The sequence below is a fragment of the Virgibacillus ainsalahensis genome (genome assembly GCF_055380755.1).
Genome location: NZ_AP043943.1, coordinates 2680014 through 2702224 on the forward strand (window position 1 = coordinate 2680014; position 22211 = coordinate 2702224).

Annotated in this window: 16 protein-coding genes, 14 tRNA genes and 3 rRNA genes; 7 read left to right on the forward strand and 26 right to left on the reverse strand. The window is 41.5% G+C overall.

What is annotated here, in order from left to right:
* Window positions 1–172 precede the first annotated feature (172 nt).
* Window positions 173–835: a YczE/YyaS/YitT family protein gene (locus ACZ427_RS13105; RefSeq protein ID WP_461178973.1), complete on the reverse strand. Its 663-nt coding sequence runs from the start codon at window positions 833–835 to the stop codon at window positions 173–175.
* Window positions 836–1228: 393 nt separating this feature from the next.
* Between ACZ427_RS13105 and ACZ427_RS13110 the strand changes: the two genes are divergently transcribed.
* Window positions 1229–2215 carry a diaminopimelate dehydrogenase gene (locus ACZ427_RS13110; RefSeq protein ID WP_461178972.1) on the forward strand — a complete coding sequence of 329 codons (987 nt, stop codon included), beginning with the start codon at window positions 1229–1231 and terminating at the stop codon, window positions 2213–2215.
* 134 nt (window positions 2216–2349) lie between these two features.
* Here ACZ427_RS13110 and ACZ427_RS13115 read toward each other — a convergent pair whose 3' ends face one another.
* Window positions 2350–2925, reverse strand: coding sequence for a TetR/AcrR family transcriptional regulator (locus ACZ427_RS13115; protein ID WP_461178971.1), 576 nt, complete (start codon window positions 2923–2925; stop codon window positions 2350–2352).
* A 156-nt stretch (window positions 2926–3081) separates the two neighbouring features.
* Here ACZ427_RS13115 and ACZ427_RS13120 point away from each other — a divergent pair, with 156 nt between their 5' ends.
* Entirely contained in the window at window positions 3082–3843 is a 762-nt protein-coding gene (locus ACZ427_RS13120; RefSeq protein ID WP_461178970.1) for an SDR family oxidoreductase, read from the forward strand.
* A gap of 158 nt (window positions 3844–4001) precedes the next feature.
* Here ACZ427_RS13120 and ACZ427_RS13125 read toward each other — a convergent pair whose 3' ends face one another.
* Window positions 4002–4391: an RDD family protein gene (locus ACZ427_RS13125; RefSeq protein ID WP_461178969.1), complete on the reverse strand. Its 390-nt coding sequence runs from the start codon at window positions 4389–4391 to the stop codon at window positions 4002–4004.
* A gap of 364 nt (window positions 4392–4755) precedes the next feature.
* Between ACZ427_RS13125 and ACZ427_RS13130 the strand changes: the two genes are divergently transcribed.
* The 3 genes from ACZ427_RS13130 to ACZ427_RS13140 all read left to right on the forward strand — a co-directional run bounded on the left by ACZ427_RS13130 (window position 4756) and on the right by ACZ427_RS13140 (window position 8181).
* Complete coding sequence (locus ACZ427_RS13130) at window positions 4756–5925, forward strand: SEC-C metal-binding domain-containing protein (RefSeq protein ID WP_461178968.1); 1170 nt, start codon at window positions 4756–4758, stop codon at window positions 5923–5925.
* Between the two features lie 273 nt (window positions 5926–6198).
* The gene (locus tag ACZ427_RS13135; RefSeq protein ID WP_461178967.1) at window positions 6199–6363 is read left to right on the forward strand and encodes a hypothetical protein; all 165 of its coding nucleotides are present in this window, start codon (window positions 6199–6201) and stop codon (window positions 6361–6363) included.
* A gap of 666 nt (window positions 6364–7029) precedes the next feature.
* Window positions 7030–8181: a LysM peptidoglycan-binding domain-containing protein gene (locus ACZ427_RS13140; RefSeq protein ID WP_461178966.1), complete on the forward strand. Its 1152-nt coding sequence runs from the start codon at window positions 7030–7032 to the stop codon at window positions 8179–8181.
* A 253-nt stretch (window positions 8182–8434) separates the two neighbouring features.
* On the opposite strand, the gene ACZ427_RS13145 is transcribed toward ACZ427_RS13140, so the two are convergent.
* From ACZ427_RS13145 to ACZ427_RS13230, 18 genes are all read right to left on the reverse strand, one after another.
* A tRNA-Leu gene (locus tag ACZ427_RS13145) sits at window positions 8435–8517 on the reverse strand.
* A gap of 6 nt (window positions 8518–8523) precedes the next feature.
* Window positions 8524–8597 (reverse strand) — tRNA-Cys (locus ACZ427_RS13150).
* 15 nt (window positions 8598–8612) lie between these two features.
* Window positions 8613–8687, reverse strand: a tRNA-Gly gene (locus ACZ427_RS13155).
* A gap of 3 nt (window positions 8688–8690) precedes the next feature.
* Window positions 8691–8765 (reverse strand) — tRNA-Gln (locus ACZ427_RS13160).
* Window positions 8766–8775: 10 nt separating this feature from the next.
* Window positions 8776–8851: transfer RNA gene (locus tag ACZ427_RS13165), tRNA-His, on the reverse strand.
* Between the two features lie 11 nt (window positions 8852–8862).
* Window positions 8863–8936 (reverse strand) — tRNA-Trp (locus ACZ427_RS13170).
* A 23-nt stretch (window positions 8937–8959) separates the two neighbouring features.
* Window positions 8960–9044, reverse strand: a tRNA-Tyr gene (locus ACZ427_RS13175).
* 25 nt (window positions 9045–9069) lie between these two features.
* A tRNA-Phe gene (locus ACZ427_RS13180) sits at window positions 9070–9145 on the reverse strand.
* Between the two features lie 15 nt (window positions 9146–9160).
* A tRNA-Asp gene (locus ACZ427_RS13185) sits at window positions 9161–9237 on the reverse strand.
* A gap of 11 nt (window positions 9238–9248) precedes the next feature.
* Window positions 9249–9325 (reverse strand) — tRNA-Met (locus ACZ427_RS13190).
* A 59-nt stretch (window positions 9326–9384) separates the two neighbouring features.
* A tRNA-Val gene (locus tag ACZ427_RS13195) sits at window positions 9385–9460 on the reverse strand.
* Between the two features lie 81 nt (window positions 9461–9541).
* Window positions 9542–9616 (reverse strand) — tRNA-Glu (locus ACZ427_RS13200).
* A gap of 18 nt (window positions 9617–9634) precedes the next feature.
* A tRNA-Ser gene (locus ACZ427_RS13205) sits at window positions 9635–9727 on the reverse strand.
* A 1-nt stretch (window position 9728) separates the two neighbouring features.
* A tRNA-Asn gene (locus ACZ427_RS13210) sits at window positions 9729–9803 on the reverse strand.
* A gap of 141 nt (window positions 9804–9944) precedes the next feature.
* A 5S ribosomal RNA gene (rrf, locus tag ACZ427_RS13215) occupies window positions 9945–10060 on the reverse strand.
* 119 nt (window positions 10061–10179) lie between these two features.
* Window positions 10180–13099 (reverse strand): 23S ribosomal RNA (locus ACZ427_RS13220).
* 165 nt (window positions 13100–13264) lie between these two features.
* Window positions 13265–14832 (reverse strand): 16S ribosomal RNA (locus ACZ427_RS13225).
* Together the 16S, 23S and 5S rRNA genes with 14 tRNA genes alongside form the textbook arrangement of a ribosomal RNA operon.
* A gap of 499 nt (window positions 14833–15331) precedes the next feature.
* A complete protein-coding gene (locus ACZ427_RS13230) occupies window positions 15332–16219 on the reverse strand; it encodes a nucleotidyltransferase-like protein (protein WP_461176462.1) in 888 nt (295 codons plus the stop codon).
* Between the two features lie 125 nt (window positions 16220–16344).
* Between ACZ427_RS13230 and ACZ427_RS13235 the strand changes: the two genes are divergently transcribed.
* A complete protein-coding gene (locus tag ACZ427_RS13235; protein WP_461176463.1) occupies window positions 16345–16743 on the forward strand; it encodes a YgzB family protein in 399 nt (132 codons plus the stop codon).
* An 80-nt stretch (window positions 16744–16823) separates the two neighbouring features.
* Here the strand turns inward: ACZ427_RS13235 and perR are convergent, their stop codons facing one another.
* The 5 genes from perR to ACZ427_RS13260 all read right to left on the reverse strand — a co-directional run bounded on the left by perR (window position 16824) and on the right by ACZ427_RS13260 (window position 20148).
* The gene (perR, locus tag ACZ427_RS13240) at window positions 16824–17267 is read right to left on the reverse strand and encodes a peroxide-responsive transcriptional repressor PerR (protein WP_461176464.1); all 444 of its coding nucleotides are present in this window, start codon (window positions 17265–17267) and stop codon (window positions 16824–16826) included.
* A 234-nt stretch (window positions 17268–17501) separates the two neighbouring features.
* The gene (locus tag ACZ427_RS13245; RefSeq protein WP_461176465.1) at window positions 17502–18062 is read right to left on the reverse strand and encodes a cob(I)yrinic acid a,c-diamide adenosyltransferase; all 561 of its coding nucleotides are present in this window, start codon (window positions 18060–18062) and stop codon (window positions 17502–17504) included.
* Between the two features lie 2 nt (window positions 18063–18064).
* Window positions 18065–19012, reverse strand: a complete 948-nt coding sequence (locus ACZ427_RS13250) for a D-2-hydroxyacid dehydrogenase (RefSeq protein WP_461176466.1) — start codon at window positions 19010–19012, stop codon at window positions 18065–18067.
* Window positions 19013–19187: 175 nt separating this feature from the next.
* On the reverse strand, window positions 19188–19655 hold the full coding sequence (gene bcp / locus ACZ427_RS13255) for a thioredoxin-dependent thiol peroxidase (protein ID WP_461176467.1): 468 nt from the start codon (window positions 19653–19655) through the stop codon (window positions 19188–19190).
* A 61-nt stretch (window positions 19656–19716) separates the two neighbouring features.
* Complete coding sequence (locus ACZ427_RS13260) at window positions 19717–20148, reverse strand: potassium channel family protein (RefSeq protein ID WP_461176468.1); 432 nt, start codon at window positions 20146–20148, stop codon at window positions 19717–19719.
* Between the two features lie 132 nt (window positions 20149–20280).
* Between ACZ427_RS13260 and ACZ427_RS13265 the strand changes: the two genes are divergently transcribed.
* Entirely contained in the window at window positions 20281–21576 is a 1296-nt protein-coding gene (locus ACZ427_RS13265) for a glutamate-1-semialdehyde 2,1-aminomutase (RefSeq protein ID WP_461176469.1), read from the forward strand.
* Window positions 21577–22211 lie beyond the last annotated feature (635 nt).

Consider the following 22211-nt stretch of genomic DNA (forward strand, 5'->3'; position numbering starts at 1 on the left):
TCGGCACAATAAACAATGATATTGGGAGAAACACCACCCCACTCCGACTAGCACGAAGAGAAGTGAAACATCTATACATGTCATTCACCACTTTGTCGTTTGTAAGTAGTAGAAGGCTTCTGATTTTTCGGCAATTAAGAAAGCATAAAACTTTCTTACTGCATAAGTGCAACTAAGACTTCACCATAAAAGCTCGGGGAAAGCCTAGTTTTCTCAGTTCGGTTTGGAAAATTTTAATAAGAGGACCGATGATAAAAGCAGAAATAACCGTTCCTTCACGTATCCCGTAAATAGTTCCGAACGCCCCAAATGAAATGATAGCGGCAAGACAAACTAAACTCACATCAAAATATATTTTTACCGTCCCGAACTTTTTCGATGTTTTGATTGCAAAAGCTTTTACAATACCTTCTGTAGGATTATTTACTACCTTTGCCTTCAATTGTAATACTGTACTGAATGCAATTACCACACAGCCCATTACAACCATAATCAATTGTGTGAAATAATAGGATTTAGGAACAGATAAAACAATATAGGACCAGAAATCAATAGCAAGTCCTAAAATGGGGCCGACTGCTAATTGTAAATACTGTATTTTTGGAAAACCCCTGCCCAATAGTATCATTTGCATCAAAACAAAAAGAAAATTAACTAACATCGTTAACATCCCAAAACTAATAGGAAGGAACAAACTAAGAATATACGACGGACTTATAATTGCAGTCGTTCCAAGATGTGCCAAAGTAACCAGACTGATGCCCAACCCCATGATAATAAGACTCAGTAAAAACAATCCATAGGCTTTTATTGTGTTTTTATTAAACAATGACATGCACTTCCCTCTATAAACATGCTGGAAATGAAATAATTTCATGCTCCTTTCTTCAGTCTAAGAATACATCCTTTTCGGCAAAGTGTCTTATTAATGAAACAGATAAATTCTCAATTTCGGAAATAAAAAACAGGAAGGATTACTTCCAGCTAGATAGGGTCATTCTTCACCGCATAGGAAAATGATGGTTAGTTGTGTTGATGTGATCTGCTGCTTTAGATTCTTAGGTTCTGCTTCAGCCGTTTGATTAGTATTAAGGAAAGAGAAAAATAGTAATTTTCTAGGGTGTGGAAAAAGTTAAGACAACAGTATTCTACGTTTGATTTCTCACTTAAAATTCTTTAAAGTAATAGAAGTAGATAATAAATTTTCAAAAAATGAGGAGGAATGTATATGAGCAATAAGATAAGACTAGGAATCGTTGGTTACGGTAACCTTGGAAAAGGTGCAGTAAAAGCTATTAAAGAGACCTCTGACCTGGAATTAGTAGCCGTTTTCACTAGAAGAGATCCAAAGAGCCTGAATCTTGATGAAGCTGGTGTAAAAGCTGTACATATTGATGATGCAAATAATTACCAAAATGATATTGATGTGATGTTACTTTGTGGCGGATCAGCAACAGACTTACCTGAACAAACCCCATATTTCGCAAGCATGTTCAACACTGTAGACAGTTACGACACGCACGCAAAAATCCCTGAATTCTATCAATCCGTAGATAAAGTAGCAGCCAAACATAATAAAACAGCTGTTATCTCCGTAGGCTGGGATCCAGGTTTATTCTCAATTAATCGTGTAATGTCTGAGGCAATTTTACCTAATGGTTCAAACTATACGTTTTGGGGAGAAGGACTCAGCCAGGGACACTCTGATGCAGTAAGAAGAGTAGATGGCGTTAAGAATGGTGTACAATATACGATTCCATCGGAGCCGGCAATGGAAAAAGTGCGCAGTGGTATAAATCCGGAATTATCAACATCTGAAAAACATCGTCGCGTTTGCTATATCGTAGCAGAAGATGGAGCGGACAAATCAGCAATTGAAAATGAAATCAAGACAATGCCAAATTACTTTGCTGATTATGACACAGAAGTGAATTTCATTACAGAAGAAGAATTAAAACAAAACCACTCCAAAGCAAAACACGGCGGATTTGTTATTCAAGGCGGAAATACAGGTGATGACAATAAGCAGATTTACGAGTTTTCACTTAAATTAGACAGTAACCCTGAATTTACTGCAAGTGTATTAGTCGCATATGCAAGAGCAGCACACAGATTAAGTCAGGAAAAACAATTTGGTGCTAAAACGGTTTACGATATTGCACCAGGTCATATTTCACCACGTTCACCGGAGGAACTGAGAAAAAATTATTTATAAAATAATTGTGTTTATTGGCAACTCCCTTTTTGATGAAGGGAGTTGCTTTTGTTACGGTTTCAATGATTCAATCATAATATTTTATGACGCTAGTTTTGAAATATAAACAGGTACCTTACCCTAAAAATTCATTCCTACATCTTGCGAAATGGACGATTAATGGATAATATTTCTATAAGCTGCTTGTTTAACTCTGGGATAGATGTCTGGAAGCCTTGCCGATGCCATTCAATCAAAATACCCAGGATGGCATTTGTCTGATAGCTTATGAGATAATCTATTTTTATTTCAGGCTCTATTTCCAAGAATTCACTTACAGATTCTTTCATAAATGAACGAACTGTATCAAATAGTAAATAATAGTACATCATCGGAATTTTTTCATCAAAAATAATCTGATAAAAATCCTGGTATTTCTTTACATGATGGAATATTTTAATCATATCTGCTTCGATATTCGAAACATTGAAGTTTGTCTTATAATAAGGTTCCTCATAGGATAGTCGTAAATCTTCAACAATTACCTCCAAGTAATGTTTAAACACTCCATGAACGTCTTCATAATGCAGATAAAACGTGCCACGGTTAATTCGTGCCAAGCGACATAGTTCAGCAATTGTAATAGCCTCCAGGGACTTCGATTTTAGCAAGGTTAATAAAGCATGACGTAAACTTTCCTGTGTTTTTATAATCCGCAGATCCTGTTTCAAATTATTTCACTCCATTATTGAACACTTTAATAAATTATTGTTTATTACTTAACACAATTCGGCTTTTCCGTTGTTTGTACTTATTATTCATATCTATTATAATTTTTATTGTACACATGTTCAATAAAAATTATAAACCTTTAGGAGGAAAAGAAATTGAAATTAAAAAACAAAGTAGCTATTGTCACCGGTGCCGCTTCAGGTATGGGTAAAGCGATTGCAGAATTGTATGCTAAGGAAGGTGCAAAAGTTATTGTTGCAGACCTTAATTCAGAGGGTGCCGAGGCAGTAGCTAAAGAAATCACAGAAAATAATGGTGTCGCTAGGGCTATTCAGGTAAATATTGCAAACCAAAAAGACATTGATAACATGATTGATACAGCCGTAAACGAATACGGAACTGTGGATATTCTTGTGAATAATGCTGGTATTATGGATGGATTTGAACCTGTTGGAGATATTCTTGATGAACGCTGGGACTTAATCTTTGATGTTAATACAAAAGGCGTTATGCGGGCAATGCGCAAAGTACTGCCAATTTTCCTGGAAAAAGAAAATGGAGTAATCGTTAATACTGCTTCAACTGGTGGATTAAGCGGGGCTCATGCAGGTGCAGCATATGGAGCATCAAAACATGCAGTCATCGGTCTGACGAAAAATACTGGTTATATGTATGCACAAAAAGGTATCCGTTGTAATGCCATTGCTCCAGGGGGTGTAGCAACAAATATTGCCTCCTCCATGAATAATGTTAGTGAATTTGGTATGGAACGCACAAAGGCAGTACAGGCAGTGATGCCAAGAGTCGGACAAGCAGAGGAAATTGCACAGGTAGCACTATTCTTAGCATCTGATGAATCAAGTTTTGTAAACGGAACAGTCGTAACTGCAGATGGTGGGTGGACTGCTGCGTTTTAAATATAATTCAGCAACTTTAGTCCTCAAAACAAAAAATCCTCGTAGGCTTAATAGAACGAGGATTTTTTCATAAACGCTTCGCTGCTGTTTTCCTTCAATAGGTTTTAATTTAGAGGAGGTTTACTGCAGCTTGCTTCATTCTGCATATTCAACCTTGCCTAATTTTCCCTCACCACTGTACCCGAAAAATGATCATGTGGAAACACTGTTCCATTTTGTTCCTCAAATGCCTTGGGATTTTTCAAGAAATCGAAACTGCTTACTGTATCTCGATAAGCCATACGTTTAATAATCTGACTGGATGTTAATTCAAAGCCCTCCTTATTCTCAAGGACCAATCCCATCTTTTTGTAACCAATGGTTTGTCTATTACGACATAATTGTGCGTATTCCAGTGACCACATGACAATTGTCGGTGTGATCAATGCATGAACCACTTCATTTTTCACTTTTTTACGCAGAAAGTATTCAACAACAACCGTAGCTACACTTGAAATAGCAAAATCAATAAAATACGCTTTTGTACGTTTTTTCGTAATAGGCTTCATTACGGAATTTCCTCCTATCTTTTCTTTGTATATAACCATACGAAAATAAATAAGGATAAGTTTCATGTTTTTATTTAGTAATGATGAAATTCTGGATAGTATAGAACCGCCTTCCTCTGATTATAATCAAAAGAAAACATTCAATCATGAATTTTATTCATGTTTGAATCCGATTTATATTTTAAAAGTCTTACTGTATACTATCAATTAGTATAATGACCATAAAATCTATCTCATAGAAATGGATACTTGTCTATATAAAGGGTCTCCCCCTCTTCAGCCCTGCTTCTTATCTTATAGATGTAGAAGGATTACAACTAGAATATTAAATAGTATCATTATGTTATAAAGGAGGATACATATAATGGCTAATACATTCTTAGCAACAGTTGAACCATATATCCTGAGCGACGATAAATTGCTACGTAATTTCACGCTGCATACACTCAATAATTCTCAATTGGGAACAGAGCAAACTTTTTTCTGTGCCCTACAAGCATTGGACAAGCTAGAACCTCATCCAATGATTAATCCGATTATTCCTTATACAAAGCACATGCCTGTAACAGAAAATGTGTTAAAAGAGGTAATTATACGCCTAAATGAAAAAGATGATAACTCTCATTGGTATTCGATGATTATCTCACACTGTGACAATGATCTGCTTGCAAAGTATCAAAGTGAACTTTCTCCATTCGTCAATAAAGAGGCAATAGAAACAATTGTAAGCTTACGTTCGATGGATACGGAACAGTTATACTTGGAAGTCGCTGATATTATGAATTCATTAGAAGATGGTGCATTTAATCAACCCCTCTTCAACTTCGGTAAAAGAATTTTTAAAGAATTGATCAATCGAGGAGAATATGACCAACCAAATTTTTGGGAGATTGAAGCAGCTATAAAGGAAGATTGGGACAAGGAGTTTATTTCCTTTAATGGCATTTATAATGTTTACCTTGCTGGTGAGCAAAAAGTAACTTCCTTGATTCCTCAACTTACGGAATTACTTTCACGGGCGGAAGAAGACTTTTTGTTGGAAGAGGTCACTGACGCCCTAATTAAGATTGGTACACCTGAAGTAATTCCAGCAGTTGAGAAATATGTTACAAATGAAGATACGTCTTTATTCGCGATTGATGTGTTAGAAAATATTAAACATCCTGCCGCTGAAGAAATGCTACTACGTCTCTTTGATCAGACAACCAATAAAAGTTTGAAAACGCAACTTGCAGAAGCATTATGTCGCCAACTATCAACAAAAGCTATTCCAAAGGTGGCAGCACTTATAGAGGAAGGCTACGATGAGACATTACTTGATTTAAAGGAGCCACTCTATGCGAATTGTGTCATTAATGGCATTGGTCACCCAAAACTGGAGGAGTGGAAAAAAGAACTAGTAGAAAAAGATGCTTATTGGGAAGAACAACAGAAAGAAAGAGCTAGACAAGACGCTAAACGTGCGAAGATTGGACGAAATGATCCTTGCCCTTGTGGTAGTGGGAAGAAATTTAAAAAGTGCTGTGGAAAGTGATTAAAATTGAAATATATGAACTCTTTTGGGAGTTGCCTAGCCTTTCTTTTTATAGAAAGGCTTTTTAATCTTTTACACACTGCTTTCACTTTAGGTAGGAGAAGTCCAGACTTGTCCCTTATGTTTCGGCTAATGCAAAACATGATATACTCTCACTAACAAAAAGATTGAATAACGCACCTTTTTCCCTGTAATAATCCAACCAATTTTCTACTTTGATGACAATCGATGGAAAGCGATCTTTCACTCGTTCTAAATTCAATAATAATCGTTATGTACGATCTGAATAAGGTAGGATTTGAAATCATTTTATACAAGAAAATTGAGAATTTACATCGTTTCATTTTAAAAGATATTCATGATGAATATGAAGAAGTTTATCGAGACCAGCAAGTATTTATTTCTGTTGATATACCTACGGAGAAATGGAAAAACTAATGAACTGGTATAAACAAGAAACAGTTACTCGTGGCGCGATGGTACATGCAATATTTATAGGTATTCACCCTTTGGAGCCTTTTATCCCAAAAATAAAAAAACAAAAACATTGATGTGTCAACATTTGTGAGTGTTCTATCGTTTTTATCTAAAGATACCGGTGCACCGAACACAACGTTATACACACATTATAGTAATAGATAGTTCTTCAATATTAGCAACTATTATTATTCTTGTTTTTATGAAATAGTGGGACGATTATTGCTTCTTTCGAAAAACGTGGGAAGCAGAGAATCCCCTGAATCCCCTGCTTCCGTGATATCATATACTTTTTACTTAGAAAAACCTCTATTGTTATTTGGTCCTGGGAGTGGTCCTTCAAAGTTTGGGTATCCTGGAAATACATTCCCATATTTCGATAAATAAAATTTGTTATTCATGTTATTTATTTTCCAACCTCCTTTTAAATGTTTTCAACGCTAGATATGCAAAACTTTCTCTTAACGGCACACATAGTGGGACAAAGAGACAATTCTACTATCACTCTAGTAGTCAATGAATCCTAACAACAAGAAAAAACGTCAACTGAAATGGTTCATGGGAACATTCCTTGTCCCCATGAACTGTCCGCGCATTTTGTGAATAGGCTAATATTGGAGGTGTGTTATGTTGCCAAATTATACAACAAAATGTTTACCCGGATTAACGATTTACACTGTTAAAGAAGGAGAAAATATCTATCAAATTGTCCAACAGTTTCGGATTCCTCTTCAATCCATTCAAGCAGCAAATCCCATGACTAATTTACAAGAATTATCTACTGGAGATACAATATGCCTTCCAATGCAACAAAATTTCCCAGGCTGTTCCAACGGACAAATATACTTCATCCAGGATGGAGATTCCTACTACCGACTATCCCAATACTTTTTTATACCTTTGGAGCAATTGATGCAAGCCAACCCAAATACAGACCCTAGTAATCTACAAATTGGGCAGGCAATCTGCATACCAACTACATCTTCTTTTTCTTATTGTCCTGATTCAACCCCTTATCAGATTAAGCAGGGGGATAGTTTTTATGAACTTGCTAGTAAATTTAACCTCTCCCTTTCAACCGTTTTACAGGCAAATCCTAATGTGAACCCTAATCAGTTGGTGATTGGGCAAATGGTATGTTTACCAATTCAGTGGAAGCTTTTCTTTGAACAATATCACCATGTAGCTTTTATGTATCCTAACACATGGGAGAGAGTTACGAATTTACCAATAAGATATGAGGGGCGATCGGGTTACTTTGAGGTGTCCAGCATTAGTGCTACCCTACCATCAAATCCAACTGATAGTGCTTCATTAGATGAAGTCTGTCAGAGCCTTGTATCAGAAGGTGATTATGGAGAAAGTCCTACGAAAGAGAGAATCAATGTTGATGGGCAAGCAGCTTGTTTGATCTATCCATCAGAAGGTCAAAAACAAAATAGGGCATCCTTAATTATGAAGTATCCCAAACCTTATGTCATTGGTTCCCTCAAGCACTATCTTGTCATTCATGCAGATACGAGCCATATAAGAGGAATAACTAGCACTGTCAAACTATTAAATGTGGAAAAGGATAGGAACCTGACAACGGAGCAAGCAGAATTTCTAGTTAGAAGGGCTCTGGGATTGATAGGTAATACGAATATATACGTTACCTATGATCGAAATCTCAATAATAAATATTTAATTCACGTATATGAAATTGTCGGCAATCATACAGCAACGAGAGGATGGTACCTAGTCAACCCACATACAGGTGAAATTAGAGAATATGTGTAGGTGAGGAAGTGGGAACAAAATCCATGGTGAGAGGCGCGCCCTGGACCACTTTTTACCGACAAATCCGGCTGCTTTTAAAATGCTTAAGTTCGGACAGAAAGGAATACCATCCTGTTCACTCTGTTGGGTCCCCGCTTATCCTCCTTTGTTCACCTCATAGTCTTAAGTAGCATATAAAAAGAGACAGGAATTTATTCATCCTGTCTCATCTCTTACGATAATATTATAATACTTTATTCGTGTATAATACTGATACCGGTGGCCGGGATCGAACCGGCACTCCCAGAGGGAACATGATTTTGAGTCATGCGCGTCTGCCAATTCCGCCACACCGGCATGTGTTGGAGGCGGTAACCGGATTTGAACCGGTGATAAAGGTTTTGCAGACCTCTGCCTTACCACTTGGCTATACCGCCTTATGAATAATATCATGGAGCGGAAGACGGGATTCGAACCCGCGACCCCCACCTTGGCAAGGTGGTGTTCTACCACTGAACTACTTCCGCAAGTGGCTGGGCTACCAGGATTCGAACCTGGGATACACGGGATCAAAACCCGATGCCTTACCGCTTGGCTATAGCCCAATTATTAATATGGGGCGACCGATGGGGATCGAACCCATGTATGCCGGAGCCACAATCCGGTGCGTTAACCACTTCGCCACGACCGCCATAATAAAAATGGCAGGGGTAGTAGGAATCGAACCCACATCAAAGGTTTTGGAGACCTTCGTTTTACCATTAAACTATACCCCTACGTTATTAATATTTAAATGAAATGGTGGAGGGGGGCAGATTCGAACTGCCGAACCCTGAGGGAGCGGATTTACAGTCCGCCGCGTTTAGCCACTTCGCTACCCCTCCATATTTATTATTTACAAATGAAAAGTGGTGGCTCGGGACGGAATCGAACCGCCGACACAGGGATTTTCAGTCCCTTGCTCTACCGACTGAGCTACCGAGCCGTATATTTTATGTAATGGCGGTCCGGACGGGACTCGAACCCGCGACCTCCTGCGTGACAGGCAGGCATTCTAACCAACTGAACTACCGGACCATTAAAATATTTGGTTGCGGGGGCAGGATTTGAACCTACGACCTCTGGGTTATGAGCCCAACGAGCTACCAGACTGCTCCACCCCGCGGTATGAGATAATAATATTGATTTGTTCCATTCACTTTATAAGCTGTCATCTTAAGAAAATGGTGGAGGATGCAGGGCTCGAACCTGCGACCCCCTGCTTGTAAGGCAGGTGCTCTCCCAGCTGAGCTAATCCTCCGACACATAGGATAGTACGGCTTATGTATTATGACTCCTTGTTACAAACTAACATGGATTCAAAATTGTAAATTATAAAAGTTGGTGACCCGTACGGGATTCGAACCCGTGTTACCGCCGTGAAAGGGCGGTGTCTTAACCACTTGACCAACGGGCCAATATAATATATGAATAGTGGCGGAGAGCGAGGGATTCGAACCCTCGAGGCCGCGATAACGGCCTACACGATTTCCAATCGTGCTCCTTCGGCCAACTCGGACAGCTCTCCATGGCTCCACAGGCAGGATTCGAACCTGCGACCGATCGGTTAACAGCCGATAGCTCTACCACTGAGCTACTGTGGAATAATCCAAATCAGAATAGCATGCAAATGAACCAATTAAAGCTTGTCTTATTGCAATTATTCAGAGCAGCTTCATTCACCGTATAATTTCATCAACATTTTTTTAAACTGCTAACAATCACGGTGTATGGAAATTTGGTTTGCCTGGCGGCGTCCTACTCTTGCAGGGACAATGTCCCAACTACCATCGGCGCTGGAGAGCTTAACTTCTGTGTTCGGCATGGGAACAGGTGTGACCTCTCCGCTCTTGCTACCAGACATTCCTCAAAACAAGGACAAGATATATTATATGCATTTTTAAATAAAAATGCAAGGGTTTTTTTGATTTATACCCTAAAAACTAAATAAGAGTTAAAACAACGGACATCGTAAAGAAGTTAGTTAAGTCCTCGATCGATTAGTATTCGTCAGCTGCACATGTCACCATGCTTCCACCTCGAACCTATCAACCTCATCGTCTCTGAGGGATCTTACTCACTCGAAGTGATGGGAAGTCTCATCTTGAGGGGGGCTTCATGCTTAGATGCTTTCAGCACTTATCCTTGCCACACGTAGCTACCCAGCCATGCTCCTGGCGGAACAACTGGTACACCAGCGGTGTGTCCATCCCGGTCCTCTCGTACTAAGGACAGCTCCTCTCAAACTTCCAACGCCCACGACGGATAGGGACCGAACTGTCTCACGACGTTCTGAACCCAGCTCGCGTACCGCTTTAATGGGCGAACAGCCCAACCCTTGGGACCGACTACAGCCCCAGGATGCGATGAGCCGACATCGAGGTGCCAAACCTCCCCGTCGATGTGAACTCTTGGGGGAGATAAGCCTGTTATCCCCGGGGTAGCTTTTATCCGTTGAGCGATGGCCCTTCCATGCGGAACCACCGGATCACTAAGCCCGACTTTCGTCCCTGCTCGACTTGTAGGTCTCGCAGTCAAGCTCCCTTCTGCCTTTGCACTCTGCGAATGATTTCCAACCATTCTGAGGGAACCTTTGGGCGCCTCCGTTACCTTTTGGGAGGCGACCGCCCCAGTCAAACTGCCCGCCTGAAACTGTCTCCGAACCGGTTCACGGTCCTGGGTTAGAAAGTTCATACAGCCAGGGTGGTATCCCACGGGTGCCTCCACGTAAGCTAGCGCTCACGCTTCTCAGGCTCCCACCTATCCTGTACAAGCTGCACAAACATTCAATATCAGGCTACAGTAAAGCTCCACGGGGTCTTTCCGTCCTGTCGCGGGTAATGTGCATCTTCACACATCGTATAATTTCACCGGGTCTCTCGTTGAGACAGTGCCCAAGTCGTTGCACCTTTCGTGCGGGTCGGAACTTACCCGACAAGGAATTTCGCTACCTTAGGACCGTTATAGTTACGGCCGCCGTTTACTGGGGCTTCGGTTCTACGCTTCGCACGTAAGTGCTAACGCTTCCCCTTAACCTTCCAGCACCGGGCAGGTGTCAGCCCCTATACTTCGCCTTTCGGCTTCGCAGAGACCTGTGTTTTTGCTAAACAGTCGCTTGGGCCTATTCACTGCGGCTCACTCACAAGTGAGCACCCCTTCTCCCGAAGTTACGGGGTCATTTTGCCGAGTTCCTTAACGAGAGTTCTCCCGCTCACCTTAGGATTCTCTCCTCGCCTACCTGTGTCGGTTTGCGGTACGGGCACCTATGATCTAACTAGAGGCTTTTCTTGGCAGTGTGAAATCAGGAACTTCGGTACTAAATTTCCCTCCCCATCACAGCTTGAAATTGTTGGACGGATTTGCCTATCCAACTTTCTCACTGCTTGGGCGCACACATCCATCGGTGCGCATTCCTTATCCTACTGCGTCCCCCCATCGTTCAAACAATCATGAGGTGGTACAGGAATATCTGCCTGTTGTCCATCGCCTACGCCTTTCGGCCTCGGCTTAGGTCCCGACTAACCCTGAGAGGACGAGCCTTCCTCAGGAAACCTTAGGCATTCGGTGAAAGAGATTCTCACTCTTTTTTCGCTACTCATACCGGCATTCTCACTTCCAGGCGCTCCACCAGTCCTCACGGTCTGACTTCACGGCACCTGGAACGCTCTCCTACCATTGTTCAAAGAACAATCCGCAGCTTCGGTGATACGTTTAGCCCCGGTACATTTTCGGCGCAGAGTCACTCGACCAGTGAGCTATTACGCACTCTTTAAATGATGGCTGCTTCTAAGCCAACATCCTGGTTGTCTGGGCAACTCCACATCCTTTTCCACTTAACGTATACTTTGGGACCTTAGCTGGCGGTCTGGGCTGTTTCCCTCTCGACTATGAACCTTATCACCCATAGTCTGACTCCCAAGGTAAAGTAGCTGGCATTCGGAGTTTGACTGAATTCGGTAACCCGGTGAGGGCCCCTCGTCCAATCAGTGCTCTACCTCCAGTACTCTATCTCCTTGAGGCTAGCCCTAAAGCTATTTCGGAGAGAACCAGCTATCTCCGTGTTCGATTGGCATTTCACCCCTACCCACACCTCATCCCCGCATTTTTCAACATACGTGGGTTCGGGCCTCCAGTCAGTGTTACCTGACCTTCACCCTGGACATGGGTAGATCACACGGTTTCGGGTCTACGACCGCATACTGTATTCGCCCTGTTCAGACTCGCTTTCGCTGCGGCTCCGTGTCTTCCACTTAACCTTGCATACGATCGTAACTCGCCGGTCCATTCTACAAAAGGTACGCCGTCACCCATTAACGGGCTTCGACTACTTGTAAGCGCACGGTTTCAGGTTCTCTTTCACTCCCCTCCCGGGGTGCTTTTCACCTTTCCCTCACGGTACTGGTTCACTATCGGTCACTAGGGAGTATTTAGCCTTGGGAGATGGTCCTCCCGGATTCCGACGGAATTTCTCGTGTTCCGCCGTACTCAGGATCCACTCCGGAGGAAATTCCTTTTCGACTACAGGGCTCTTACCCGCTATGGCTGATCGTTCCAGATCATTCGTCTAAGGAATTTCTTTGTAACTCCAATGGAGTGTCCTACAACCCCAGAAAGCAAGCTTTCTGGTTTGGGCTGATTCCGTTTCGCTCGCCGCTACTTGGGAAATCGCGTTTGCTTTCTCTTCCTCCGGGTACTGAGATGTTTCAGTTCCCCGGGTCTGCCTCCTGTGCCCTATGTATTCAGACACAAGTCCTGTTCCATTACGAACAGTGGGTTTCCCCATTCGGAAATTCTCGGATCGTAGTTTACTTACAACTCCCCGAGACATATCGGTGTTAGTCCCGTCCTTCATCGGCTCCTAGTGCCAAGGCATCCACCGTGCGCCCTTATTCACTTAACTAGCGTTACTGTGAATAAGCGTACGAATTTAAATTCGCCTTCGCTTTATTTCAAAAAAATTGATGTCGTTGTTACTCTTATTTAGTTTTCAAGGTACAAATAGAGAGTTTTCACTCTCTCAAAACTGAACCAAACAACCGAGTATGTTTCCGTAATATATCCTTAGAAAGGAGGTGATCCAGCCGCACCTTCCGATACGGCTACCTTGTTACGACTTCACCCCAATCATTGGTCCCACCTTCGGCGGCTGGCTCCAAAAAGGTTACCTCACCGACTTCGGGTGTTACCAACTCTCGTGGTGTGACGGGCGGTGTGTACAAGGCCCGGGAACGTATTCACCGCGGCATGCTGATCCGCGATTACTAGCGATTCCGGCTTCATGCAGGCGAGTTGCAGCCTGCAATCCGAACTGAGAATGGTTTTATGGGATTTGCTTGACCTTGCGGTTTCGCTGCCCTTTGTTCCATCCATTGTAGCACGTGTGTAGCCCAGGTCATAAGGGGCATGATGATTTGACGTCATCCCCACCTTCCTCCGGTTTGTCACCGGCAGTCAGATTAGAGTGCCCAACTAAATGCTGGCAACTAATCTCAAGGGTTGCGCTCGTTGCGGGACTTAACCCAACATCTCACGACACGAGCTGACGACAACCATGCACCACCTGTCACTCTGTCCCCGAAGGGAACTCGGTATCTCTACCGATAGCAGAGGATGTCAAGACCTGGTAAGGTTCTTCGCGTTGCTTCGAATTAAACCACATGCTCCACCGCTTGTGCGGGCCCCCGTCAATTCTTTTGAGTTTCAGCCTTGCGGCCGTACTCCCCAGGCGGAGTGCTTAATGCGTTAACTTCAGCACTAAGGGGCGGAAACCCCCTAACACCTAGCACTCATCGTTTACGGCGTGGACTACCAGGGTATCTAATCCTGTTCGCTCCCCACGCTTTCGCACCTCAGCGTCAGTTACAGACCAGAGAGTCGCCTTCGCCACTGGTGTTCCTCCACATCTCTACGCATTTCACCGCTACACGTGGAATTCCACTCTCCTCTTCTGTACTCAAGTCCTCCAGTTTCCAATGACCCTCCACGGTTAAGCCGTGGGCTTTCACATCAGACTTAAAAGACCGCCTGCGCGCGCTTTACGCCCAATAATTCCGGACAACGCTTGCCCCCTACGTATTACCGCGGCTGCTGGCACGTAGTTAGCCGGGGCTTTCTGGTTAGGTACCGTCAAGGTGCCGCCCTATTTGAACGGCACTTGTTCTTCCCTAATAACAGAGTTTTACGATCCGAAAACCTTCATCACTCACGCGGCGTTGCACCGTCAGACTTTCGTCCATTGCGGATGATTCCCTACTGCTGCCTCCCGTAGGAGTCTGGGCCGTGTCTCAGTCCCAGTGTGGCCGATCACCCTCTCAGGTCGGCTACGCATCGTCGCCTTGGTGAGCCATTATCTCACCAACTAGCTAATGCGCCGCGGGCCCATCTGTAAATGACAGCATAAATGCCGCCTTTCAACTTCCACTCATGAGAGCAAAAGTATTATCCGGTATTAGCTCGCGTTTCCGCGAGTTATCCCAGTCTTACAGGTAGGTTGCCCACGTGTTACTCACCCGTCCGCCGCTCGTTCCACAAGCGCACACCCCGAAGGGTGATTACTTGCTTCCCGCGCTCGACTTGCATGTATTAGGCACGCCGCCAGCGTTCGTCCTGAGCCAAGATCAAACTCTCCAAAAAAGTTTGAAATAAGATTAACACCAATCAATCTTATATACTTAGCTTTTCTCAGAAGGGTTAACTTCTGATTTGTTTAAAGAAAAACAGGTTGTGTTCTTCTTGACATACTGGTTGTTTTGTTCAGTTTTCAAAGAGCGAAAATCGTTTGTTGCTTTAAAAACAGCAACTTTTATATTGTATCACCTGCACCCTTCAAAGTCAATAATTTTTTGCATTTCTTTTTGAAGAGTATTTTCTACAAGTTCGCCAATCAAATCGGCGACTTTATTAATATACCATGTTAACTTGTGTAAAGTCAACAAGAATTTTAAAGTTTTTTGTCGCTATTTCCTGTTCCTTTTTTGCGACGGACTTAAATGTATCATGGTTAATATACAAAGTCAATAAATAATTTACATTAAATTTATAATGTACTATCCCTTCATTATATAGCAAATTTATTTAAACCTGTAATTATCGTCCCCCGGGTTATTAATACCAACACATAATTCTATGCATTTCATTCATTTTCCGTTACAGCATCATTAACGACATATTTTCTATGAAATACCCCCACTCCTTTTGATTGTTCTTTTACTGTATTGATAATATCTTTATCTACTAAATATGAAATGATAGCTGACATATCCAATGAAAATGGAGCTGTCATCGCCAGTTCCTTTAATTCTGCATAAGACCAGGCGGTGTTTTTTGCTTGCATAATATTCAATAAATAATTTACAGCATGTTTGGCTCTGTTACTAATAACAAAATCCATCGCAATGAGCATCAATTGGATTCTTTTTTCAATTGCTTCACTGCTTTCAATGAATTCCTCATATAGTTTGTAAACTTCAATGTCTATTTGATTAACCTGATTCCATACCATTACTTCCGGATAATACCCTTTTTCAATTACTGCCAGCCGTGCAAGGTAATGAAGCGAATATAATATTTTACTGTTTGCATCTTTATGCTGATTTGATTCAAAGAGTTCCTTGGCTTCCCTATAACTCTTAATCAACTTTCCAAATTCAATTACTTTGCGCAAATCTCTTTTTTCCACAGGAAAGTCTCTAAGCTGTTCTTTCAGGCCACTGACAAAATCATTACGATCAAAGATCTTCCTTCCATATATAATCCATTCAACTGCCTTACGGTACCCGCTTGTATCAATCCATTCCATCAGTAAGTCCTTTGTAACAATATGCAGCGCTGCGGTTTTATCTTCAAACTCATAATGCTTCACTTGCCAAGGTTGTTCAGATTCACTTACTAATATAAGTAAAATAACATCGAAATCATCTGTAACGGTGCTATTATGCAGCGTTTTTTCCATTATTAAAATACCCAATGTTTTCATATCACTTGCATGCTCCTGGTATATAGGTCTTAAAAGAGATTCCATATCCTTTCCCCCTCCAATTCACTAGTATATATAATTCGTTACTTTTACTCGAATTCCTTTTTCTGTCACGAAATTTCCACAAATATATGCTATACTACCCTATGTAATATGTAAGGAGGACAACAATGGCAGAACAACGATTAGTCTATTCAAGTAAGATAAATAAAATACGCTCTTTTGCACTAGGCTTAATCTTTTTTGGTTTCATCCTAATGTATGGTGGACTTTTATCAAGAAACATTGGTTGGTTAATGGGACTCTTCTTTATTCTTGGGACGTTATCTATACTTTTTAGTTGTGTTGTATATATTTGGATCGGTACGTTATCAACAAAAGCCGTCCCTATAATTTGCCCCAGTTGTGAAAAACCGACGAAAATGCTGGGCCGCGTGGATGCATGCATGCACTGCAAGCAGCCGCTTACACTGGATAAAGATCTGGAAGGCAAGGATTTTGATGAGAAATATAACACACGTAAATATAAAAAAGAAGTAAAAGCTCAGAATAAAAACGCCGAGAAATAAATTTCAAATTTTATTGGTACATAAAAAATCCAAATGCAGCATCTGCATTTGGATTTTTTTATGAAGAAATACTTAATATATTAATGCTTTTGTGTTTCCAGGCCTTGGCAACCTTCACACTTTCCATAGATTTCCAAACGATGGTGACTTACATCAAAACCTGTCACCTGCTCAGCCAATGACTCCACTTCGTCTAATGTCGGATAGTGAAAATCAACTATTTTACCACATGCATCACATATGATGTGATAATGATCTGAAGTGTTGCAATCAAACCGGCTTGAAGAGTCACCATAGGTCAACTCGCGAACAAGGCCAATTTCCCTTAGTACACGCAGATTATTATATACCGTTGCTACACTCATATTAGGGAATTTTCCCTCAAGGGCTTTATAGATTTCATCAGCTGTCGGATGAATCATGGCGTTTAGAAGATATTCAAGAACCGCATGACGCTGTGGTGTAATCCGGACGCCTGATTCTTTTAGTGTATCAATCGCTTCATTTAATCGTTTGTCAGACACGGACAACCACCTCTCTTTCCATATATTATACAATTCTAATCATATTATTAGATTATAATCTTTATAATTAGTGTACCTGCTATAGTAGTAGCCTGTCAATATAAGTATATTACAGGAAATCATTTTTATAACTGTTCCAAATAATTTAGAAAGACTGACGTATTGTGTAGCCTATATAAGTAAAGCAGTCATTACACACAGCAGGTAAATAAAGGTGGCTGTCTTAGTCGGTTATTAAATATCTGCTTTCAACATACGCTCTTCTCCGCCCAGCTTCTGGTTCACATATCTTGCTGCGACAAACAGAAAATCTGAAAGACGATTAATATAGGAGTATACAAGCGTATTTGTCAGTTCATCTCCAATACCAACAGCAGCACGCTCTGCACGCCGGGCTATAGTCCTTGCAGTATGCAGTGTACTTGATGCACGATGTCCGGATGGCAGGATGAAATTTTTTAAAGGCTCCAGCCCCCCATCCCATTCATCGATTTGGTCTTCCAGCTCCTGGATATGCTTCTGTTTCAACTTCCAGGTTACCTCTTTATCATTTGGTGTAGCCAATTCTGCTCCAACGTGAAATAAAATCGTCTGAACACGATGCATTTTTTCAATAAATACATCTTTTTCATCCCAATCCTCGTTATCCAGAAAACTTAATGCCATACCTATCATTGAATTAGCTTCATCACAGGTTCCATATGCTTCGACACGCAAGTCATTTTTTGCTACCCTTTTTCCATAAATTAAAGATGTTTCCCCTTTATCTCCAGACCGTGTATATATACGAGCCATGATTAATACCCCCTGGTTACATCAATTTTATTTACGAAATCAGCTTTTCCAGCCAAATACGTATTAAGATTTTCCCTAAAAATCTCCAATGCCCGTGTCGTGTAATGCGGGGAGAGCCCAGCTATATGTGGCGTAATCGTCACCTTTTCCTCTTCCCAGAACGGATGATCTACAGGAAGTGGTTCTTCCTCAAAAACATCCAGCACAGCATGACCGATTTCTTCCTGTTGTACCGCTTTTAACAGATCTTCACTGCGCACCAAATCACCTCTTCCCATATTCAGGAATACCGCATGATTTGGTAAAAGCTGAAAATGTCTGAAGGTGAATAGACCTCTTGTTTCTTCGGTGCTTGGAAGAATTGATACAACTATATCAACGTCTGGTAGTAATTTCTCCAAATCAGCTGTTGTGTGGTTCTCATCAAAATTTTCCACAGTTCTTCCACTTCTGGAAATACCAATCGTTTTTATTCGAAAGGCTTTCGCAAGCCGTGCTACTTCCTGCCCTATTGCTCCCGAGCCAGCTACAAGCATTGTTCTGCCAGTTAGTTCCTGCATTTTTACAGATTGATCCCAATCATGGTTTTTCTCCGTCTGGGCAAGAACTTTCGCCTGGCGATATACCTGAAGCAGCATGGAAATGACATATTCGGCCATCTGGATTTTGTGAATACCCCTGGCATTTGTGACAAGGATACCCTTTCGCCGAATTATTTCGGATGGCAATTGATCTATTCCGGCAGACAGTACCATAATCCATTTCAGGTTGCTCGCCTGTTCAATGAATTCATGATCCAAATCTCCACCATATGTAACAAGAATTTCAGCTTTTTTTATATGCTGACTTACTTCATCTTTATCTTCAGAAAATATAAATTCCTGATCTGGATAGACTTCTCTTAATTTATCATGATGCCTCCGGGATATTTTTGCGGAAAAAAGAATCATACACCCTGCCTCCCCCTACATTACTTAATCATCTATTTTAATTGGTTTATCTGATTTTGAAAACTTGGCTTATCGCGTTGCTGATATGACGTGCGCCTAAGCCCAAACTTATAAAGCAAGAATGTTTTATATTATCCTGACTGCCAAAAAGACAGCCCTAATAAGAGCTGCCTAATTACAGATTTTCACGAATAAAGGACAGAGCTTCTTCCACATGACCTTCTACCTTGACTTTACGGAATTCCTTTTGAAGTTTTCCTTCTTTATCAAGAATAAACGTGGAGCGTTCAATACCATAATATTCTTTGCCAAAATTCTTTTTCAGTTTCCAGACACCGAAATCTTCCGCTACCTTATGATCCTCATCTGCCAATAATTCAAATGGGAGTTCATGCTTGTCAATAAATTTCTGATGGCTAGCTACAGGATCCGGGCTTATTCCGATGATGACTGCGTCCAATTCACCAAAGCTCTCGTGTTGATCACGAAAGTCGCAGGCCTCTGTTGTGCAACCTGGAGTCATGTCTTTCGGGTAAAAATACAAAACGACATGTTTTCCTTTGAAATCAGATAGACTGACCTGTTCACCATTCTGATTAGGTAGTGTAAAATCTGCTACTTGTTTTCCTGTTTCTACTGTCATTATGAATCCCTCCATATCTTATATTCTATAATTTCCACTATAGCATATTCGAAATGATGATTCATTCATTCCTGCTTCGTTGCTGTGATTGGACGAGTCGTAATACAAAAGCGGTTGGTAGTATATATCCAATTAAAGCCTGAATCAATGCAATCAGACGGCCGATCCCAATTGGTGTAATATCGCCATAACCAATAGTCAATAAAGTCACTCCACTGAAATACATAGAGTGAATAGCTGTTCCCAATGCACTAACCTGCCTTAATTCTCCATTCTCCACCAGGATGATTCCATGGAAAGAGAGAATAAAGTAAATCAGCCCAAATCCAATAATGACAATACAATAAATAATCAACAACACATAAAAAAGTTCAAAGGAAAAGCGACTTTCCCGCATTTCAATGTGGAAATTCCTGCCCCGGATAAATTCATACAAGCTTGATATTACAATGAAGCATATAACTCCTATTAACAGACATGGAATAACCTTCATAAAATCCCCTTCTATTTTAATTTCTTCAACTAATATATATGCCTATTCTTCGCAAAGCTTGTCATTTATTTTTCAGTAACAATACGATAGGATAGAAATATAGCATGGACAATGAAGAGAGGAAGGATTTTAATGAATTTTTCTAAATCAGAAATCTTACATAAAGAAGCACTTGAACATATCGTTGGCGGGGTAAATTCCCCATCCCGTTCCTACAAGGCTGTTGGCAAAGGAACGCCAGTATATATGGAACGCGGTGAGGGTGCTTATTTCTGGGATGTGGATGGAAACAAATATATTGATTTTCTCGGGGCATACGGTCCAATTATCACTGGACATGCGCACCCACACATTGCAGAAGCTATTTCGACAGCAGCTACAACAGGTGTTTTATATGGCACTCCCACTCGCCTTGAGAATCAATTTGCAAAAATGCTAAAGGAAGCTATTCCTTCATTGGAAAAGATACGTTTTGTCAATTCAGGAACGGAAGCTGTCATGACAACAGTTCGCGTAGCCCGTGCATATACCGGCAGAGACAAATTAATCAAATTTTCCGGAAGCTATCATGGACACTTTGATGCGGTACTAGTAGAAGCAGGTTCAGGCCCTGCGACACTTGGTACACCAGATTCTGCCGGGATCCCTCAATCCGTTGCTGAAGATGTTATCACTGTCCCATTTAATGATTTGGATGCCTACAAGGAAGCACTGGATCAGTGGGGTGATCAAATCGCAGCTGTATTAGTTGAACCAATTGTAGGCAATTTTGGAATCGTTGAACCACATGAGGGCTTTTTAAAGGCTGTAAATGATATGACACATGACGTGGGTGCATTAGTTATATATGATGAGGTAATTACTGCTTTCCGATTCACTTACGGCAGTGCACAACAAATTTATGGTATTGAACCTGATATGACAGCTATGGGTAAAATTATCGGTGGCGGCTTGCCAATCGGTGCATATGGCGGCCGAAAGGATATTATGGAACAGGTTGCACCACTCGGGCCGGCATACCAGGCTGGAACGATGGCTGGAAACCCCGCATCAATGGCATCCGGAATTGCCTGTCTAGAGGTCTTGCAGGAAGAAGGGGTTTATGAAAAACTTGATAAGCTTGGCAAACGATTGGAAAATGGCATTTTGGAAAAAAGCAACGCGAACGGAATTCCAATTTCTGTAAATCGATTATGTGGTGCTTTGACTATTTACTTTGGGGATGTTGAAATCACGAACTATGAACAAGCAGAAGCAAGTGATGGTGATGCCTTTGGTAAATTCTTCCAATTAATGCTCCGGCAGGGAATTAATTTGGCCCCCTCCAAATATGAAGCTTGGTTTTTAACGACCGAACACACGGATGCAGATATCGATAAAGCAATTGAAGCAGTCGGCCATGCGTTTGAACAAATGGCTGAACAATAATCCGTGCACCCTCCTTTTTGGAGGGTGTACTTTTTTGGCAGTTAAGCATATAAAGGCTTGGCGAAAGAATCGATGTTTCGTTTGATTTGGGTGATGTTTACTGGTTTGAGGGTGATGTTTTGCAAGATTAAGGTGATGCTCACTGGCTCAAGGGTGATGTTTTGCTAGATTAAGGCGATGATCACTGGATCGGGGGCGATGTTTTATAAGATTAAGGTGATGCTCACTGCTTGAGGGTGATGTTTCACAAGATTAAGGTGATGCTCACTGGATCGGGGGCGATGTTTTGCAAGATTAAGGTGATGCTCACTGACTCAAGGGTGATGTTTTGCAAGATTAAGGTGATGCTCACTGCTCGAGGGCGATGTTTTATAAGATTAAGGTGATGCTCACTGGCTCAAGGGTGATGTTTTGCAAGATTAAGGCGATGCTCACCGACTCGGGGGTGATGTTTTGCTAGATTAAGGTGATGCTCACTGGCTCAAGGGTGATGTTTTGCAAGATTAAGGCGATGCTCACCGACTCGGGGGCGATGTTTTGCAAGATTAAGGTGATGCTCACTGACTCGAGGGTGATATTTCGAAAGATTAAGGTGATGCTTACCGACTCGGGGGCGATGTTTTACAAGATTAAGG

What these genes read in the sequence shown, in the direction of transcription:
- ACZ427_RS13105 (WP_461178973.1), bottom strand. Translation starts at nt 835, where the DNA reads ATGTCATTGTTTAATAAAAACACAATAAAAGCCTATGGATTGTTTTTA.
- ACZ427_RS13110 (WP_461178972.1), top strand. Translation starts at nt 1,229, where the DNA reads ATGAGCAATAAGATAAGACTAGGAATCGTTGGTTACGGTAACCTTGGA.
- ACZ427_RS13125 (WP_461178969.1), bottom strand. Translation starts at nt 4,391, where the DNA reads ATGAAGCCTATTACGAAAAAACGTACAAAAGCGTATTTTATTGATTTT.
- ACZ427_RS13130 (WP_461178968.1), top strand. Translation starts at nt 4,756, where the DNA reads ATGGCTAATACATTCTTAGCAACAGTTGAACCATATATCCTGAGCGAC.
- ACZ427_RS13135 (WP_461178967.1), top strand. Translation starts at nt 6,199, where the DNA reads ATGTACGATCTGAATAAGGTAGGATTTGAAATCATTTTATACAAGAAA.
- ACZ427_RS13140 (WP_461178966.1), top strand. Translation starts at nt 7,030, where the DNA reads ATGTTGCCAAATTATACAACAAAATGTTTACCCGGATTAACGATTTAC.
- ACZ427_RS13230 (WP_461176462.1), bottom strand. Translation starts at nt 16,219, where the DNA reads ATGGAATCTCTTTTAAGACCTATATACCAGGAGCATGCAAGTGATATG.
- ACZ427_RS13235 (WP_461176463.1), top strand. Translation starts at nt 16,345, where the DNA reads ATGGCAGAACAACGATTAGTCTATTCAAGTAAGATAAATAAAATACGC.
- ACZ427_RS13245 (WP_461176465.1), bottom strand. Translation starts at nt 18,062, where the DNA reads ATGGCTCGTATATATACACGGTCTGGAGATAAAGGGGAAACATCTTTA.
- ACZ427_RS13250 (WP_461176466.1), bottom strand. Translation starts at nt 19,012, where the DNA reads ATGATTCTTTTTTCCGCAAAAATATCCCGGAGGCATCATGATAAATTA.
- bcp (WP_461176467.1), bottom strand. Translation starts at nt 19,655, where the DNA reads ATGACAGTAGAAACAGGAAAACAAGTAGCAGATTTTACACTACCTAAT.
- ACZ427_RS13260 (WP_461176468.1), bottom strand. Translation starts at nt 20,148, where the DNA reads ATGAAGGTTATTCCATGTCTGTTAATAGGAGTTATATGCTTCATTGTA.
- ACZ427_RS13265 (WP_461176469.1), top strand. Translation starts at nt 20,281, where the DNA reads ATGAATTTTTCTAAATCAGAAATCTTACATAAAGAAGCACTTGAACAT.